Origin of the sequence: Mesorhizobium carmichaelinearum (genome assembly GCF_900199455.1) — a bacterium.
GTDB lineage: Bacteria > Pseudomonadota > Alphaproteobacteria > Rhizobiales > Rhizobiaceae > Mesorhizobium > Mesorhizobium carmichaelinearum.
In genome coordinates this window covers 1-17,301 of record NZ_FZQR01000047.1, presented here as the reverse complement: position 1 = coordinate 17,301, position 17,301 = coordinate 1, and the positions used below count along the sequence as shown (strand labels likewise).

Here is a 17,301-nt window from a genome sequence, read left to right as displayed (position 1 = left end):
GTCGATTTCCGCTGTAACTCAAGGGGTGCGATGACCGTCGCACCATCCTTGGTCAGGTGTCATTGCTTCGGGGCGACAAAGCCTTCGGTGATGATGACCGAGCCTTCGGTCGAGGCGACGCGGAACTTCCGCGCGGCCGTATATTCCGGCGAGTTGTAGAAGCGCTGGGCGTCGGCGAGGCTCGGGAACTCGGCGATGGCCATGACCTTTTTCGGCTCGCCTTCCACAGCGGTCGCATTCAGGTTGAAGACGATGATCTTGCCGCCGAATTTGGGAGCCAGCGGACCCGCCTCCTCCATGTAGTTGTTGAACCCGGCCTGATCGTTGATCGTGTAGTTGGCGATCATGTAGCCGGGCGGCTGCGTATCCTGCGCATAGCCGGCTGCTGCAGAAACGATGGTGACGGCCGCGGCCGCGCCGATAACGAGTTTCTTCATTGTGCTATTTCCCTGGGTTTGAGAGTTTCGGTGATCAGAAAGAACCATCTGTCGACGTGGACAGGTCCGCGTAGGCACGTAGTTCCTCGAGGCGCCCTTCGAGCACCGGCTTGAACGCCGCAAGCGCATCGCTGCCAGCCAGAAACTGCCGTGGCGGGTTTGCCATCCCGGCGAGCTTCACGAAGACGTCGCCGAGCCTGGCCGGATCCCCCTGCTGCTTGCCGTCATAGCCGGACCACATGTCTTCGGCGCTGCCTTCAGCGGCGTAGTCCTCGATGGTGTCGGCGCTGTACCTGGCGTTCCGCACATCGAGCAGGTCCGTCCGGAAGAAGCCCGGTGCGACCACCACAATCCTGATGCCGAACTGTTCGACCTCCTGGGCCACCGAAAGCGAAAGGCCTTCGACGGCAAACTTGGCGGCGCTGTAGGCGCCGCAGTGTTTGAAGCCCATGACCCCGGCAAGCGAACTGATGTTGATGATGCGGCCCGACCGCTGCTTGCGCATGACCGGAAGGACGGCGCGCATGACAGGGATCACGCCGTATAGATTGGTCGAGATCAGCCCCTCGATCTGGGCGCTGCTCAACTCCTCGAAATTGCCGAGCAGGCTGTAGCCGGCGTTGTTGACCAGAACGTCGATGCGGCCGAATGCCTGCATCGCCTCGTCGACCGCGGCCTTCGCCTGGGCTTCGTTGGCGACGTCCAGTTGGACGAAGGCGAGCTTGTCGCCTGCCAGGTCGCTTAGCGCGTTGCGGACCTTGTCGAGATTGCGGCCGGTCGCGATGACCCGATCGCCTGCCTTCAGGGCGGCCCTGGCCGTTGCGGCGCCGATGCCGCTGCCGGCACCTGTGATGAACCAAACCTTGTTCATTTCTAACTCCTGTTTTCGATGAACAGGAAGGTAGGCCACGCAGCACTATCCGATTAGCCGGTATAATCCGCATGTAGTTAGAAATGGGATAGATAAATGGGAAGCCGCGTGTCAGAATCGCGTATTTCCAGTCGCACTAGCCTTTGTAGCGAAGCGCTTCGAGCAGAAGGGCGAAGGCTGGCGTATGTTGTCGCCTGCTTGGATAATAGAGGTGATAGCCGGAGAATGGCGGGCACCAATCCTCCAGCACACGGATCAGACGTCCGTCGGCAATATGCTGGGCAACCTGCGTTTCGAAGGTGTAGACCAGCCCCAATCCGCCCAGCGCAGCGTTTACCAGCATCTCGTTGTCGTTGATGACGAGCGGCCCATTGACCCGGACCTCGAGCTCAACACCATCGCGCTCGAACTCCCAGGCATAGAGCCCGCCCCCGGCGCTCTGCCGGTAGCTTACGCAATTGTGGCTGCTCAAATCACGCGGCGTTTGTGGGACCTCCCGGTTGGCAAAGTAGGACGGAGAGCCAACCACCGCCATCCGGATATCCGCGCTCACCCGAACCGCAACCATGTCCTTCTGGACCTGCTCCCCAACGCGGATGCCGGCGTCGAACCTCCCGGCGACGATGTCGGTCAGGCCTTCATCGACATTGATCTCGACAGCGATGTCCGGATATTGCGGCAGAAGCTTCACCAGGGCAGGCCAGAGCACGGTTCTTGCGGCGTGGCGAAAGGTCGTGATGCGGATCGTGCCCGCAGGTTTGTCGCGAAGCGCGGTGAGCTGAGCGATTTCACTGTCGATATGGTCGAACGCCGGACGCAGGCTGTGGAGCAGCTTTTCTCCCGCGTCGGTGAGCGACAGGCTGCGCGTCGTTCGCGAGATCAGTCTGACTTTGAGCCGCTCCTCAAGCATGCGGACGGCATAGCTGAGTGCCGACTGGGAGAGGCCGAGCTTGGCGGCTGCCCGTGTAAAGCTTCCCTCTTCGGCGACCGCGATGAACATGGCCAGTTCGCTAAAGTCGCCTTTTCTCATTTATAAGCCCCGTTTATAATTACGGGCACATTATAGCGGATTATCGGCGCGCTCGTCCTCCGCTATCTGCTCCAGGGATTTGAGATCGATCAGGCCGTTGGGGCAATTGAGCGTCCAGATGCTGGGGTCAACAGCGAACCGGAGGCTCCCTGCCCCTTCCTCATTTGGATCGCGCAGATACTCAGCAGAGTGGATCAGACTGCCCCTGGGCAAGGGGGCGGCCCGCCTTGCAGTGAAGGCGAGACGCCATTGCATGGACGGTCTTAATTGGTCTTGGCCGGCGCCGTCGTCGCCTGCTCGCCCATTGCCTTGAGGTCGGCGGCTTCGCCTTCCTTGGACTTTTCCGGGACCTTGAACACCTGGCCGGGCCAGATGCGATTGGGATCCCTGATCTGGTCCTGGTTGGCGAGGTAGATGGTGGAATAGCGCACGCCATGGCCGTAAACGCGCCGCGAGATCCGCCACAGTGTGTCGTTGCGGCGGATGATGACGGCGCCGTCGGCATGTTCGAGCTTGGGTGACACGACCTCCGGCACGTCGCTTGGCGGCGTGGCCGCGGCGGCAACGGCCGGAGCCTCGGCGGCAGGTGCCGCGGGCGCCGGCGCCGTCTCGGCCGGAGTAGCCGCGACAACGGCAGGCGCTGCAGGAGCCGGAGCGGCAGGCGCTTCGGCGGCTGCAGGTGCGGCCGGCTTGGTCTCCGCAGGTTTGGCATCCGCTGGCTTGGTCCCGGCCGGTGCCACGGCGGCGACCGCTTCACCCGGCTCACGCTCGAACGGCACGGCGGCGCGGGCCACAACCTTCACGCCGTCGGCATCGAGGCCGTCGACATGGATGGTGTAGCTGCCGACCGGAATGTCGCGCTTCGCTTCGACCAGGAAATGGCCGTCCGGCGATGTCTGCGCGTCACCGAGCAGGATGTCGTTGGCATAGGCGCGCACCTTGCGGCCCGGATCGGCGAGGCCGGCGACAAAGATCTTGTTGCCGTCGATCTCGACCGCCTCGACGACGATCTTGGGTTCGGCCACGGCTGCCGCAGGCGGTGTTGCCGGAGCGGCCGGGGCCGGCGCCGGTGTGGCTGGCGCCGGAGCCGCGGGGGCTTCGGCGGCCGGAGCTGGTGCCGGGGCAGCCGGAGCGGCAGCCTGGTCGCCGGTGGCAGGTGCTGCCGGTTTGGTCTCGGGCGCGGGAACCGTCAGCAGTTCGGCCGGCTTGCCCGGCTCCTCGACCATGGCCAGCACCTGGCCGGCGGCATTCTTGGGAACCGAAACGACGGCGGTCTGCACCGAGACGGTCACCACCGTGCCGACCGCCGAACGCAGGGCAATTGTGTAGTCACCCGGCTTCAGCGGATCGTCGAGCACGATGACAAAGGCGCCATCGGGACCCGCCACGGTCGAACCAAGCACGGTCGTGCCGCTGAGGATCTCGACCTTTGAATTGGGCGTTGCATTTCCGGCAATGACGATCGAGCCATTGCTCTCGACGCGCACGACATCGAAAGTCGGCGCGACTGGACCGGCCGCTGCGGGTGCGGCCGGAGCCGCCGCATCGGTTGCGGGCGCTGCCGGAGCCTCCGTCGCAGGTGCTGCCGGTGCCGCCGTCTGGGGCGCCGCGGCTGGAGCAGCCGGCACCGCAGGCGCTGGCAGCCGCCCTTCCGTGCCTGGATCAGCCGGTTTCGGCGCCTCTGGTGGCGTCAAGGCCGCAACTTTCGCCGGCGGCGTTGGATGAAGATACGGGTCGAGTGCGCCCGATACATAGGCGGTTCCCGCGGCCGCGACGGTCCCACCCGCCGCGAACAGGAACGCCTTCATTGGATTAATTGCCATACTTCCCTACCCCTTAGCCACCTAATGCCGGTCTAGCGTGTTTTGCCAAAGCCGACAAGAAAAAGCCCACCCCGGGCTTGACCACGCTTTCAGACCCAATCACCAATCATCCGTATGAACACGATTCGATCCGTCTGCGTCTATTGCGGCTCGTCGCCGGGCCGCGATGAAATCTATGCGAAGGCCGGACACCTGCTTGGGCGCTCAATTGCCAGAGCGGGCCTGCGGCTGGTTTATGGCGGCGGCACCAAAGGCATTATGGGCGCAGTCGCCGAAGGCGCGCTCAAGGCCGGCGGCAAGGTGACAGGCATCATTCCCCGCTTCCTGATCAACAAGGAAGCAACAGAAACCGCGCTCGACCGGCTTGATGAACTCCTCATCACCGACAACATGCACGAGCGCAAACACAGAATGTTCGAGAAATCCGACGCCTTTGTGGCGTTGCCCGGCGGCATCGGCACAGTCGAGGAGATCGTCGAGATCATGACCTGGGGCCAACTCGGCCATCACCGCAAACCGATCGTCTTTGGCAATATCAACGGATTCTGGGACCCGATGCTGTCGTTGCTTGACCACATGGCGGCAGAGGGCTTCATCCATACTGCAAAACGCGTTCAGCCATTGGTGATCAACGATCCGGAAGCCATCGTCGCCGCCATCATGGTGGCAGGCTCCTCCGTCGACGCGCCGACCGAGGGCGTGCAGTCGGTGATAGACAAAATGTAGGGATAGGGCTTGCCTACTGCCCTACTGCCCTACTGCCCTACTGCCCTACTGCCCTACTGCCCTACTGCCCTACTGCCTTCCGCAAATCCGTTATCACAGCACGCCGATCCTGCCGCCGCCAGGCGAGATGGATCGCCACGCTGCGCTTGAACCAGGGAAGGTCGCGGAAGACGATTCCCGGCGGCGCGGCGCTTCGCAGGCTCTCCTGCACCGTCGCCAGGCCCAGTCCGGCGCTGACCAGGCCGAGCGAGGTCAAGGGATCAGCCGTCTCATAGGCGATGTCGGGCACGAAGCCAGCCTCGATGCAAGCGGCCAGGAACTGGCCGCGGTTGGTGTCGGCGGGCTGGCGCACCACGGTGATCCAGGTGCGGCCGTCGAGATGATGCGGGCGGATGTCCGACAACTGGACAAGCAGGTCATCTTCGGGGATCGCCAGCACCAGCGGCTCGCGGCGGACCAGAATCGAAGCAATTTCGGGATAGTCGGCCGGCGGTGGCGAATAGACCAGGCCGAGATCGAGCGTGCGCTGGCGCAGCCCCTCCAACTGCGCGGCAGAGCGCAGGCTCATCAGGCTGAGATGCAATTGCGGCCGCTCGCGGCGGAATCGCCTGAGCATGTCGGCGACCAACCTGGCATGCACCGCGCCCTCGACATAGCCGATGGCGAGACGGCCGACCGCGCCGCTGGCCAGATTGCGGCCAAACTCCTCCACGCGCCGCGCATTGGCAAGCAGCGCGCGGGCTTCGGTGAGGAAGGCGCGGCCCTCGGCGTTGAGATGAACCCGCTGCTTTGCCCGTTCGAACAGAGCGACGCCCAGCTGCTGCTCGAGCTGCATGATCTGCCGGCTGAGCGGCGATTGCGAAATATGCAGCAGTTCGGCCGCACGGCCGACATTGCCGGTTTCGGCAACGGTGACGAAGTAGCGGAGCTGTCGCAGGTCGAACATTTTTTCTCCGAAGATTTAGTCCTTGCAGATCTCAACTTTAGCCTAATCAGTCTTAGACAGTCTGACCAGTCGCAGGGATAGTCGGCCATCCCAACCAAGGAGACCGACATGCAGTTCTTCGCCCTTCTCACCCGCAACACCGCAAAATTTGGCGACGCCGACTTTGCACCGCTTCTGCCAGGTGAGGCCGAGCAGCGGCGCACGCTCTACGCCGAGGGCGCGGTGCGCCAGGTCTGGAACCGTGGCGACATTCCCGGCAGCGGCATGATGTTCGAGGCCGCCGACGACGCCGAAGTGCGCGGCCATCTCGCCACTCTGCCGCTGATCAAGGCCGGCATGATGGAGATCGCCGCGATCGTGCCGCTCAACCCCTACCCCGGGTTTGGGCCAAAGCGCTGAACCACATCAGACAGCGCGGTCGGCGGCGCTCACCGCCGCCGCGGCTCGGGCGGCAATTTAGAGCCTCACGGATTTCCATTTGCGGAGAATCTCCTGGTTGGCTATCGGGGAGATGCGCAAGGGGGATCGAACGGTGGTGGACAGAACAGGCGGCAACGCGGATCGCGTTCCACGCGCTTCCGTCGTCATGACCGTCTATACGGACCAGCGCTTTCTCGATGCCGCGGTCAACAGCGTCCTGACCCAGGAGTTCAACGATCTCGAACTCATCATCGTCGATGACGGAACAGGCCAGGACGCGGTCTTCCAGGAACTGGCGCGTCGCGATCCGCGCGTCCGGCTGGTCATCAATGCGACCAATCTCGGCACCGCCGCCGCTGCCAACCGCGGCATCGAGGCAGCCCGAGGCGAGATCATCCTGCGCCTCGACGCGGACGATATCGCCGAGCCAGCGCATGTCGGGCGACTGGTCGCGGCACTGGACGCGGACAGCGAACTTGGACTCGTCGGACACGCTGTGACGCTGATCGACGAGGCCGACCGCGTCGTTGGTGCGCAGCATATGCCCGAGACGGATCTGGAGATCCGCTGGACGATCCTGTTCCACAATCCCTTCTACCATTCGACGGTCGCCTACCGCCGCGGCTGCTTCGAGGCCGCCGGTCGCTACCGAATCGATGAACTGGTCTCGCAGGACCACTATCTGTGGTTCGACATGCTGCCTTTGTGCCGGGCGCGAAATCTTGCCGAACCGCTGACGCGCTATCGACTGAACGCATTTGGGCTGACCGCGACAAACGCAACGAATGCCCGCAATCGCACGCATCCGATCCGCCAGGCATCATGGGCGCGCCTCGGCCTGACCTATGACCTTTATGACGACGCTTTCGCCCAGGACCTCACGCAGTTCATCCGCGGGCACGTGATCGCCGTCGATCGACGCGCCGCCGCCTACGGCAAGTTGCTTGGCGTACTCAAGGCCTTCCTCGCGGCGTCGCGGCCCTTCAGGCGCGCCGAGGATACGGTTGCGGCAAGGCAGCTGGCCCATGCCATCGTCGCGCGCATGCTGGCCAGCCCGCCGCCGGGTCTCACCGGGATGCTGCGCGTCTGCTATCTGTGCTGGCCGCTCGACTGGCGCGCCGTAGCCGGTGCGGTGACGAAGCGACTGGCGATCGGGCTCAAGGCGTGTTTGCCCAAGAGAGGCAGTTGAACTGATACTGCACCAATTGACGAGGGACAGATTTCTGGAAACCGAAGGGTGCCGTCTGCCGTAAAGAGTGAGAATTATGGACCTTGATTATTCTGCCTGGTTTGCAGGCAAAAGCCTTTCGACCGACTGGACTTCGCGCTTCTTTCCCGTCTGGGCCACACTGTTCCAGTCGCGCCGCGACGAGGCTCTCGAGGTCCTGGAGATCGGCTCCTGGGAGGGACGGTCGGCGATCTTCTTTCTCAACTATTTCGGCAAATGCCGGCTGACATGCATCGATACATTCGGTGGCAGTCCCGAACACACCCTGCGCCAGAAATGGAGCGACCAGCTTGCGCATGTCGAGCAACGCTTCGACAGCAATCTCGCCACGTTCGGCAAACGGGTCGAGAAGATCAAAAGCCCCTCGTCCCAGGCATTGGCCCGCCTGATCACCGACGAGCGGCGCTTCGACCTCGTCTACGTCGACGGCAGCCATCACAGTGCCGATGTCCAGGCCGATGCCGTGTTCTCCTGGCCGATGGTGCGGGATGGCGGGATCGTCATTTTCGACGACTACGAATGGACGTTCTTTGCCGATGAGGTCGAGCGTCCAAAACTCGGGATCGACAGTTTCCTGTCGGTGCAATCAGGCCAATACCGCGAGCTGTACCGAGGCGAACAAGTCATCATCCAGAAGATCGGCGTCGCCAGGAACGAGCGCCCGGCAATTTCTTCTCGGCCGCCTCCTGCTCCTCGGGAAGAACCCGTCGACAAACCCAAAGCCGACGAATCTGAAAACGACGTCGAGTTTGTGCTGATTGCCGAGGTGGGCATTCTCGAAGCACAGGCCCTGCTGTTGTGCGAAAGCATAAGGTGTTTCGCCGGCTCTTATTCCCGGTCCCCGATAACGGCGGTCTCGCCGAGAAGCAGCCGTCGCCCGTCCGCGTCGACGATAGACCGGTTCGGGCAACTGGGAGTGGACTATCTGCCGATCGAGATCGACAGCCGCTGCCCGCAATATGGCCCCTCATACCGGGTCCATTCGCTTGCTCATGTCGAAAGACGGACCGGGCCGCCGGTCATCATCATGCTTGACAGCGACGCGATATTCATCGCCGAGCCCGACTTTTCGTTGGGCACATGCTCCGCCGCTGCCCGACCGGTGGACAGCAAGGGGATGTGCACGACCGGCCCTGGCGACCCATTCGACGCTTACTGGCGGCAGCTATGCGTCCTTGCCGGGGTCGACTACGAGCACCTGCCGATCGTGCGTACGAGCGTCGACGGCCTGGCTGTGCGCGCCAGCTACAATGGCGGGCTCATCGCCGCAAGAAGGGCGAGCGGCCTGTTTCAGCGCACCGAAGATATTTTCAGGAAGCTGGTGGCCGCCAATATGAAACCATGGGCCGGCGCCGAGCCAACCTACGGCACCGGGACCGGCATCCTGCAGGGGGAGGCCACGGCCTTCTGGGGCACGAGCCAGGCTGCTTTCTCACTGGCGGCCACCGCCGGCAACCATTCCGTCAGGCTTTTGCCGGCCACGCATAATTTTCCGCTCCACAACTTCAACCCGGCCACGGCCCCGGACCCGGCCCGGCTGGTTCATATTCACTATCATGGACTGTTCAACGAGGGTTCGGCTGCCGCGAATCCAATCCTAGACGGAACGCTGGCGCTGCCCGCGGGAATAGCCGAATGGCTCGACGCCCGACTGCCGTTGCGGCAAGAGTCGCCACCGGCCGCGCCGATGCCGGACCGCCCGCGCCATTCCCGGAGAAAAGCGATCCTGGTGCTTGGAATGCACCGCAGCGGGACCTCGATGCTGGCCGGCACCATCGCCGCATTGGGATCGGCCCATCCCAAAAAACCGTTGCCCGCCGACGGCAACAATCCCCGGGGATACTGGGAAAGCACCCCGCTCAATTTCGCCAACGATGAGTTGCTCGCGGCGGCGGCCTCCTCGTGGCATGACTGGCGGCCGCTCGATCCGCAATGGCTGCAATCACCGGCGGCGGAGCGTCACCACCACAAGATCAAGGCGATCCTGGCAAGCGAATACGGCGACGAACCGCTGTTTTTCGTCAAGGATCCCCGGATCTGCCGGTTCGTTCCGTTCATGTCGTCGATCCTTGCCGAGATGGAAATCGACCCGGTGGCGTTGCTTCCGCTCCGCAACCCTCTCGAGGTCGCCTATTCGCTGGAGCGGCGAGATGGATTGCCGCGGGCGAAATCGCTTTTGCTCTGGCTCAGGCACGTGCTCGAGGCGGAATATCATTCGCGGCACATGCCACGTTGTTTCATACGCCACGAACAATTCCTGATCGACTGGCGGCATCATGTCGGCCGCGCGGCGGAGAAGACCGGCATCGCGTGGCCGACACCCTCCGACCGGGCGGAGACCGAGATAGGGCGTTTCCTGACAGCGGACCTGCATCATGAACGGGCAACAGCCGAGGACCTGCAGAACCATCCGGATGTGACACCGCTGATCCGCACTGCTTACGACATTCTATGTGCCATGGCAGACGAAGGCGACAGCCAGAAATTGCGCGATGAGCTGGACCTGATGCGGGCGAAATTCGATGACGCCTGCGATGTCTTGGGCGCCGCGGCGGCGGCCGAGTCCGACCATTTGCGCGGCGAGCGCGACGCAATCAACCGCGCCTATCGTGAGCTCGGCCTCGAACGGAACGCATTGGAGCATGGTCGAGACAATCTCCTTACCGAGCGCGCCACACTGCTCGCGTCGCCCAGTTGGCGACGATTGACAGCCCCGTTGCGGTGGATGCGAAGTCCGTCCAAGCGTCGAAGATGACGGCAATTGTTGCATCCGGCAATGCCGCCGCTCGACACTGTGATCGGCTGTCAAGAAACCGTCACACGGAACCGGGTTCGCGCGTGCTAGAAATTGCGGCCAGGCGACCGCTAATGCGGCGCCGCATTTGAAACCTGCATCTGGCACTGCCCATGGATACCGCCCTCGCCCCGGAAGGCACCGACCTGTCGCCTTACCTGCCCGATGAGCACGGGCTGTTCTTCATCTATCATTTCACTGCTGAAGGCGTGCGGACCAAGGACGCCGGTGCCGCGCACTGGACATGGCGCAGCTACCAGATCACCGATCTGCACGCCCGCCAGGAAATCGCCGCCGAGAAGGCTCTACCGGCCCCGGCGCGCGATGCTTTCCTCGCGCCCAGCCATGGCTGCCACATCGACTACGAGGATGGCTGGCTCTTTGGCGACCTGCCGGACCTCAGGCACGATTTTTCAGAGGCGCGCGGACTCGTCCATTTCCGCTTCGCCTTCAACGACACGATGCTGATCGGCGCCCGCAAGCAGCCTTTGGAGTCGGTCGACGCGGTTCGCAAGGCGGTGGAGAATGGATCGCGGAAATTCCGCTCGCCAGCGGACCTGATCGAGGCGGTCATGGGTCAGTCGCTCGACGGCATGTCGGGCGAGCTCGGCAAACTCGGCGACGCGCTCGACGGCATCGAGGATCGCGTCGTGCGCGATGCGTGGCATAATGAGCGCCAATCGCTGGTCGAGGCGCGCCGGCAGCTGGTTGTGATCCATCGGCAGATGGCGACGCTCACCAACCTGTTTCGCCATCTCGACCATTCGCATCGCGACGAGTTGCCCGACCTGATCAACGACATGGCGGCCCGGCTCTCGCACCGGGCGCTCACCCTCTTCAATGACGGCGAGCAGTTGCAGGCGCGCACAAGGTTGTTGCAGGACGAGCTGATGGCCAAGCTGACCATGCAGTCGAACCAGCTCCTCTATGTTCTCTCCGTCATGACGGCAGTGCTGCTGCCGATGACCATCATCTCGGGTCTGTTCGGCATGAATGTCGGCGGGCTGCCACTGGTTGATACGCCAGCGGGCTTCTGGGTGGTGACGGCTGTGTCGGTGGTTATCGCTTTGGCCACCTACCTGTTCGTCAGGCGGCTCGGCCGCGGGTTGTAGCGGCGGCCCGGCGGGCCGTAACCAGCATCGACCAGGAATACATCGCCAGCGCCGTCCAGATCAGGGCAAAGGCAATGGCTTGTGCCGTGCCGAACGGCTCGTCGAAGATCAGAACCGCGATCAGGAACACCATGGTCGGTGCGATGTATTGCATGATGCCGATGGTGGAGAGGCGCAAAAGCTTGGCGCCGAACGCAAACAACAGCAGCGGCACAGATGTAATCGGACCGCAGCCGATCAGCAATGCCGTATCGGTGCCATTGCTGGACACGATGTGGTCCTGTCCGGTCGCAATCAGATAGATGATATAGCCAAGAGCCGGCACGGACAGCAAAAGCACTTCGAGCAGAAAGCCCTGGCTCGGGCCGATCGGCAGCGTCTTGCGGAAGAAGCCGTAAGCGGCGAAGGAAAACGCCAGCGCCAGCGACACCCAGGGCAGCTTGCCACCCTCGATCGTCAGCAGCGTGACGGCTACCGCCGCAAGCGCGACAGCCGCGATCTGCAACCGGTCCAGCTTTTCGCCCAGCAACACGGCTCCGACCACGACCACCACCAGCGGGTTGATGTAATAGCCGAGCGCGGTCTCGACGGTGCGGTCTACGGCGATCGCCCAGACATAGATGCCCCAGTTGACCGAGATCAATGCCGCCGTCAGCGCCGCCATGCCGATGGTGCGGGGCGAGCGAATTGCCGCCTTGAAGTCCGCCGTGCAGCCGGCCCAGACCAGAACCGCCGCGGCGATCGGCACGGACCAGACGATGCGGTGGGCGATGACCTCGGCCAGCGGCAGATGCGCCACGGCCTTCATGTAGAAAGGCAGCAATCCCCACAAGAGATAGGCGCCCAGCGCCAGCAGGAAGCCGCGGCGGGCCTTTGAATCTGCGTCGAGCGTAATTGCTTCAGTGACCATGGCCCAACGCTATGGCCCAGTAACCTTGGCAAGACCATCGCAAAGTTCTGATGGATCAATGGACTTTCGCTGATGGTTCAAGCGGCTGCCTTCGAAGAACTGCGTCATCGAGAGCTATGGCAGCAAACTTGTCAGCTCATTTCTGGGCGGGCTTCTCGACAAGTTCGAAGAAAAGCCTGTCGGGCGCCCCCTCATCATGCCTGAAGCCCGTCAACTCCTTTGCAAGATCGAGAGGAATGTCGAAAACGAAGTCGACTCCCTGGCGTTCGGCATCCTGTTTTGAAAAGGCCTCCTGCCTCACACCTTCAAAGGATACCGGAAGGTCGCCTGTGGCATGAAGGTCCCTGACGTTTTTGTCGCCGGCATGCCATACTTTCCAGATGTTCTTTCCGCTGCTCCAGAATTCGGCGCGAGCGAACATAGTATGTTCCTCTATGTGCACGACGACCATTTCCCTGCCCTGCGAGAACGCCGACAGATAGCTGTCAGGAGGATTGGGAAAGCTGCAGTAACCCAGGATGATAATCGCCCAATTCTTTTCGCTGCGATAAGCGTTCACCGTGGCATCGAAATCTTCCGACGAACCACCGACTTCCCTACCGAACAAGGCCGCGGCTTCCTTGATCCCGTAACCGCGGAAGCCAAACCAGCTTATCGAGAAGCCCACGCGCCTACTCCGCCGCAACCAGGCCAGCCATCTCGCGGTTCTTCATCAGCTTGTAGATGATCGAATCCATCAATGCCTGGAAGGAAGCGTCGATGATGTTTTCCGATACGCCGACGGTCCACCAGCGCGCGCCGGTGCCGTCATGCGATTCGATCAGGACGCGGGTGATGGCCTCGGTGCCGCCATTGAGGATACGCACCTTGAAGTCGGCGAGTTCGAGGTCGACGATCTCGCTCTGGTACTTGCCGAGATCCTTGCGCAGCGCGATGTCGAGCGCGTTGACGGGACCATGGCCTTCGGCCACCGACATCTTCTCCTCGCCATCGACCTCGACCTTCACGATGGCCTCGGAGACGGTCTTCAGATTGCCGTTTGCGTCGAAGCGGCGCTCGACCATGCAGCGGAACGAGGTGACGTTGAAGAATTCCGGCAGGCCGTGCAGCATCTTGCGGGCGAGCAGCTCGAAGGACGCATCGGCACCCTCATACGCGTAACCCTCGGCCTCGCGCTCCTTGACGACCGCGATCAGCGCATCGAGCCGGTGATCGTCCCTGGGCACCTCGATGCCGCGCCGCTTCAATTCGGCGAGGAAATTGGCCTTGCCGCCCTGGTCGGAGACCATGACGCGGCGGCGGTTGCCGACGGATTCCGGCGGCACATGCTCATAGGTCGCCGGTTCCTTGGCCAGGGCGGAGGCATGGATGCCGGCCTTGGTGGCGAAAGCCGAGGCGCCGACATAGGGCGCCTGCGCTTCCGGGGCGCGATTCAGCAACTCGTCGAAGGCACGCGACAGGCGCGAAATGCCGGTCAGCGCCTCAGCCGAAATGCCCATCTCGAAGCGATCCGCGAAAGCTGGCTTCAGCGCCAGGGTCGGGATGATGGAGATCAGATTGGCGTTGCCGCAGCGCTCGCCAATGCCGTTCAGCGTGCCCTGGATCTGGCGCACACCAGCCTCGACCGCGGCCAGCGAATTCGCAACCGCCTGGCCGGTGTCGTCATGAGCGTGGATGCCCAGATGATCGCCCGGTATGCCCGAGGCGATGACCTTGCCGACGATGGCGCGGACTTCCGACGGCTGCGTGCCGCCATTGGTGTCGCACAACACCACCCAGCGCGCGCCGGCCTCGTATGCCGTCTTCGCGCAGGCCAGCGCATAGATCGGATTGGCCTTGAAGCCATCGAAGAAATGCTCGCAGTCGACCATCGCGTCCTTGCCGGCGGCGACGGCTGCCTCGACGGAGGCCTTGATCGACTCCAGATTCTCGTCGTTGGTGCAGCCGAGCGCGACGCGGACATGGTAGTCCCAGCTCTTGGCGACGAAGCAGATGGCGTCCGATTTCGACTGCACGAGGGCTGCAAGGCCGGGATCATTGGAGGCCGAGACCCCTGCCCGCTTGGTCATGCCGAAGGCGACGAATCTGGCGCGTGCCGTGCGTTTCTGCTGAAAGAACGCCGTGTCGGTCGGATTGGCGCCGGGGTAGCCCCCCTCGACATAGTCCATGCCGAATTCGTCGAGCAGTTTTGCAATCGCGATCTTGTCCTCGACGGAAAAGTCGATGCCCGGCGTCTGCTGGCCATCGCGCAATGTGGTGTCGAAGAGATAGAGGCGCTCGCGGGTCATGGTCATTTGCCTGCAAATTTGTCCGTCGCGCGGATCAGCCGGTCGAGGATGCCGGGCTCCGAATAGGCATGGCCAGCGCCCTCGATCAGATGGAAATCGGCCTTCGGCCAGGCCTTGTGCAGCGCCCATGCATAGCGCGCCGGACACGGCATGTCGTAGCGGCCATGGACGATGGTGCCGGGAATGTCCCGGAGCTTATGCGCGTCGCGCAGCAGCTGTCCCTCTTCCAGCCAGCCGGCATGGACGAAATAGTGGTTCTCGATGCGGGCGAAGGCGACGGCATAGTCGTCCTCGCCAAACCTGCCGCTGGTTTCCGGCTCCGGCAGCAGTGTGATGGTTTCGCCTTCCCACAGGCTCCAGGCGCGCGCTGCTTCCAGCTGCGCCTTGCGGTCCGAGCCGACCAGCCGCTTGCGGTAGGCCGCCATCATGTCGCCGCGCTCTGCCTCGGGGATCGGCGCCAGGAAACGCTCCCACTTGTCGGGAAACATTTCGGAGACGCCGAACTGATAGTACCATTCAAGCTCCGCGCGGGTCAGCGTGTAGATGCCGCGCACCACCAGCTCGCTGACCCGATCGGGATGCGTCTCGGCATAGGCGAGCGCCAGCGTCGAGCCCCAGGAGCCGCCGAACACCAGCCATGTGTCGAAGCCGGCCATTTCGCGCAGGCGCTCGATGTCGGCGACGAGATGCCAGGTGGTGTTGGCCTCGAGCGAGGCGTTCGGCGTCGATTTTCCGCAGCCGCGCTGATCGAACAGGATGACGTCGTAGAGTTTTGGGTCAAAGAGCCGTCGATGCTTTGGCGAGATGGTGCCGCCCGGCCCGCCGTGCAGGAACACGGCCGGCTTGGCGCCCTTGGTGCCGGAACGCTCCCAATAGACCGTGTGGCCGTCGCCGACATCGAGCATGCCGGAATCGAAAGGCTCGATCTCGGGATAGAGGGTACGCAAGGAAGTGCTGTGAACAGTCATAGTTTCAGGCCTTGTTGCGGCCAGTTGGCCGTTTCGTGATCGGGGTGCTGGAAGGAGATGATCTGCTCCTGCCTCGCGTAATAGTCGGGATCGTCATGGACCGGCGCCTCGAAGATTTTTTCCACCCAGGGCAGCCGGGACGCGTAGTTGACCTGGATTTGCGGCGCCAGATCCGAGCGGTCGTCGAAGGCGCCGATGGCGATCTCGAGCCCGCCGGGCTGGCGGTAGGTCAACGGTGTGCCGCAGCGGGCGCAGAAGCCGCGATCGATGTTGACTGACGACTGGAAATAGCTCGGTTCCTCATGGGTCCATTCGACGCCGTCCTTGGGCACCGTCACCAGCGCGCCGAAGAACGAGCCGAACTGTTTCTGGCACATGCGGCAATGGCAGATGGACGGGCGCCCGAGCGCCCCCTTGATGCGGAAGCGAACGGCGCCGCACTGGCAACCGCCGGTTCGGACAGTCTCGGTCATGGTCTTTCCTCCGGCGGCCATTGGTCGGTGTCGTGATCGGGATGCTGGTAGGAGACAAGCTCGGCGAGATAGGGGGCAGAACCCATGTCCGCCATCGTGTCCTCGCCCGGCAGTTGCGGAATGGTGTCGACATAAGGCAGTTTTGCTTCGGTACCCCACTGGATGGTCGGTGCGATATCGGCCGGATCGTCGAAGGCGGCGATCGCCAGCGCCATGCCGTCCGGGGCCTCGAAGGTCAGCGGCGTGCCGCATTCGGCGCAGAAGCCGCGCCAGGCGGCATTGGAGGAACGAAAACGCTTGGGCTCGCCGCGTGTCCAGTCAACCTTGGCGCCGCGCACCGAGACCAGCGGCAAGTAGAAATTGCCGCTCGCCTTCTGGCACATCCGGCAGTGGCAGATCGAGGCGTCGCCAAGTGTGCCTTCGACGCGGAAGCGCACCGCGCCGCACTGGCAGCCGCCCGTGTAGACCGGCCGGTTGTCGAGGCTCATCATGTCTCACTCCGGATCATGGCAGACGGCCTCGACATTGTTGCCGTCGGGATCGAAGACGAAGGCGCCATAATAGTTCGGATGATAGTGCGGGCGCAGGCCCGGCCCGCCATTGTCCTTGCCGCCGGCAGCAAGGGCCGCGGCGTGGAAGGCGTCGACCTCGGCACGGCTGCGCGCGGTGAAGGCGACGTGTTGGTGAGCCTTATGGCCATCCTTGCCTTCCTGCAGCCAGAACACCGGCCGATCGCGACCGTAGCCACCGACCTTGGCGCCACCGGTATATTCCAGCGGCACCATGTAGAGCAGAGAAGCGCCCAGCGGCGCCATCGCCTTGTCGTAGAAAGCCTTCGAAGCGTCGAAATCGGCAACGTCGATGCCGAGATGGTCGATCATGGGACGAACTCCTCCATTGGTGGCGCATAAGGAACAGGCGGTGCGCCGCCTTTGTCGATATCGCGGATCATATCGCGGTTCCAGAAGCTCGGCAGGCGGCTCCTGACAGTCGAGGTCAGCGCTCTACGGCGCCCCCCTCTGTCCTGCCGGACATCTCCCCCACGAGGGGGGAGATTGGCGGTTTCAGCGCCCCGCGCATTCCTGCAACGTTGGAAATTGGCGAAACCGCCGACGGCAGCTGATCTCCCCCCTTGTGGGGGAGATGTCCGGCAGGACAGAGGGGGGCGCTGGCCCGCCAACCTCTCCGCCATGAGAACACCCACCCTCACCGCTTGACCTCCCACGTCGTCACACGTTCGCCGGTAGCCGGATCCTTGCCGTCCTTCAACTGTAC

At 63.2% G+C, this 17,301-nt stretch carries 17 protein-coding genes; 5 read left to right on the top strand and 12 right to left on the bottom strand.

Going from position 1 to position 17,301, the window contains the following annotated elements; translation table 11 throughout:
* Positions 1 to 59 precede the first annotated feature (59 nt).
* The 4 genes from CKW40_RS39070 to CKW40_RS39050 form a co-directional block, all read right to left on the bottom strand.
* The gene (locus CKW40_RS39070; RefSeq protein WP_095204969.1) at positions 60 to 437 is read right to left on the bottom strand and encodes a DUF1330 domain-containing protein; all 378 of its coding nucleotides are present in this window, start codon (positions 435 to 437) and stop codon (positions 60 to 62) included.
* Positions 438 to 471: 34 nt separating this feature from the next.
* Positions 472 to 1,308 (bottom strand): SDR family oxidoreductase, encoded by an 837-nt coding sequence (locus CKW40_RS39065; protein ID WP_095204968.1) that lies wholly within the window; start codon positions 1,306 to 1,308, stop codon positions 472 to 474.
* 136 nt (positions 1,309 to 1,444) lie between these two features.
* Positions 1,445 to 2,338 (bottom strand): LysR family transcriptional regulator, encoded by an 894-nt coding sequence (locus CKW40_RS39060; protein ID WP_095204967.1) that lies wholly within the window; start codon positions 2,336 to 2,338, stop codon positions 1,445 to 1,447.
* Between the two features lie 263 nt (positions 2,339 to 2,601).
* The gene (locus CKW40_RS39050; protein ID WP_095204965.1) at positions 2,602 to 4,161 is read right to left on the bottom strand and encodes a LysM peptidoglycan-binding domain-containing protein; all 1,560 of its coding nucleotides are present in this window, start codon (positions 4,159 to 4,161) and stop codon (positions 2,602 to 2,604) included.
* Positions 4,162 to 4,275: 114 nt separating this feature from the next.
* On the opposite strand from CKW40_RS39050, the gene CKW40_RS39045 reads away from it, so the two are divergent.
* Positions 4,276 to 4,887 (top strand): LOG family protein, encoded by a 612-nt coding sequence (locus CKW40_RS39045; protein WP_095204964.1) that lies wholly within the window; start codon positions 4,276 to 4,278, stop codon positions 4,885 to 4,887.
* Positions 4,888 to 4,948: 61 nt separating this feature from the next.
* On the opposite strand, the gene CKW40_RS39040 is transcribed toward CKW40_RS39045, so the two are convergent.
* Positions 4,949 to 5,833, bottom strand: coding sequence for a LysR substrate-binding domain-containing protein (locus CKW40_RS39040; RefSeq protein WP_095204963.1), 885 nt, complete (start codon positions 5,831 to 5,833; stop codon positions 4,949 to 4,951).
* Positions 5,834 to 5,941: 108 nt separating this feature from the next.
* On the opposite strand from CKW40_RS39040, the gene CKW40_RS39035 reads away from it, so the two are divergent.
* The 4 genes from CKW40_RS39035 (at position 5,942) to CKW40_RS39020 (ending at position 11,387) form a co-directional block, all read left to right on the top strand.
* A complete protein-coding gene (locus tag CKW40_RS39035; protein WP_095204962.1) occupies positions 5,942 to 6,232 on the top strand; it encodes a muconolactone Delta-isomerase family protein in 291 nt (96 codons plus the stop codon).
* Between the two features lie 133 nt (positions 6,233 to 6,365).
* Complete coding sequence (locus CKW40_RS39030; protein WP_179298279.1) at positions 6,366 to 7,442, top strand: glycosyltransferase; 1,077 nt, start codon at positions 6,366 to 6,368, stop codon at positions 7,440 to 7,442.
* Between the two features lie 76 nt (positions 7,443 to 7,518).
* Positions 7,519 to 10,236 carry a class I SAM-dependent methyltransferase gene (locus tag CKW40_RS39025; protein ID WP_143748480.1) on the top strand — a complete coding sequence of 906 codons (2,718 nt, stop codon included), beginning with the start codon at positions 7,519 to 7,521 and terminating at the stop codon, positions 10,234 to 10,236.
* A gap of 152 nt (positions 10,237 to 10,388) precedes the next feature.
* The gene (locus CKW40_RS39020) at positions 10,389 to 11,387 is read left to right on the top strand and encodes a transporter (RefSeq protein ID WP_179298278.1); all 999 of its coding nucleotides are present in this window, start codon (positions 10,389 to 10,391) and stop codon (positions 11,385 to 11,387) included.
* Here the strand turns inward: CKW40_RS39020 and rarD are convergent.
* From rarD to CKW40_RS38985, 7 genes are all read right to left on the bottom strand, one after another.
* On the bottom strand, positions 11,362 to 12,297 hold the full coding sequence (gene rarD / locus CKW40_RS39015; protein WP_095204958.1) for an EamA family transporter RarD: 936 nt from the start codon (positions 12,295 to 12,297) through the stop codon (positions 11,362 to 11,364). The two genes, CKW40_RS39020 and rarD, sit on opposite strands and share 26 nt — an antisense overlap.
* 136 nt (positions 12,298 to 12,433) lie before the next feature.
* Positions 12,434 to 12,964 (bottom strand): hypothetical protein, encoded by a 531-nt coding sequence (locus CKW40_RS39010; RefSeq protein ID WP_095204957.1) that lies wholly within the window; start codon positions 12,962 to 12,964, stop codon positions 12,434 to 12,436.
* A gap of 4 nt (positions 12,965 to 12,968) precedes the next feature.
* Positions 12,969 to 14,591 (bottom strand): citramalate synthase, encoded by a 1,623-nt coding sequence (cimA, locus tag CKW40_RS39005; RefSeq protein WP_179298277.1) that lies wholly within the window; start codon positions 14,589 to 14,591, stop codon positions 12,969 to 12,971.
* Complete coding sequence (gene pip / locus CKW40_RS39000) at positions 14,588 to 15,553, bottom strand: prolyl aminopeptidase (protein ID WP_095204955.1); 966 nt, start codon at positions 15,551 to 15,553, stop codon at positions 14,588 to 14,590. The genes cimA and pip overlap by 4 nt, the downstream gene beginning before the upstream one ends.
* Positions 15,550 to 16,026 (bottom strand): GFA family protein, encoded by a 477-nt coding sequence (locus tag CKW40_RS38995; protein ID WP_095204979.1) that lies wholly within the window; start codon positions 16,024 to 16,026, stop codon positions 15,550 to 15,552. The genes pip and CKW40_RS38995 overlap by 4 nt, the downstream gene beginning before the upstream one ends.
* A complete protein-coding gene (locus CKW40_RS38990) occupies positions 16,023 to 16,514 on the bottom strand; it encodes a GFA family protein (protein ID WP_095204980.1) in 492 nt (163 codons plus the stop codon). Before CKW40_RS38990 ends, CKW40_RS38995 begins: the two co-directional genes overlap by 4 nt.
* Positions 16,515 to 16,520: 6 nt before the next feature.
* Complete coding sequence (locus CKW40_RS38985; protein ID WP_095204954.1) at positions 16,521 to 16,907, bottom strand: VOC family protein; 387 nt, start codon at positions 16,905 to 16,907, stop codon at positions 16,521 to 16,523.
* Between the last annotated feature and the right edge of the window lie 394 nt (positions 16,908 to 17,301).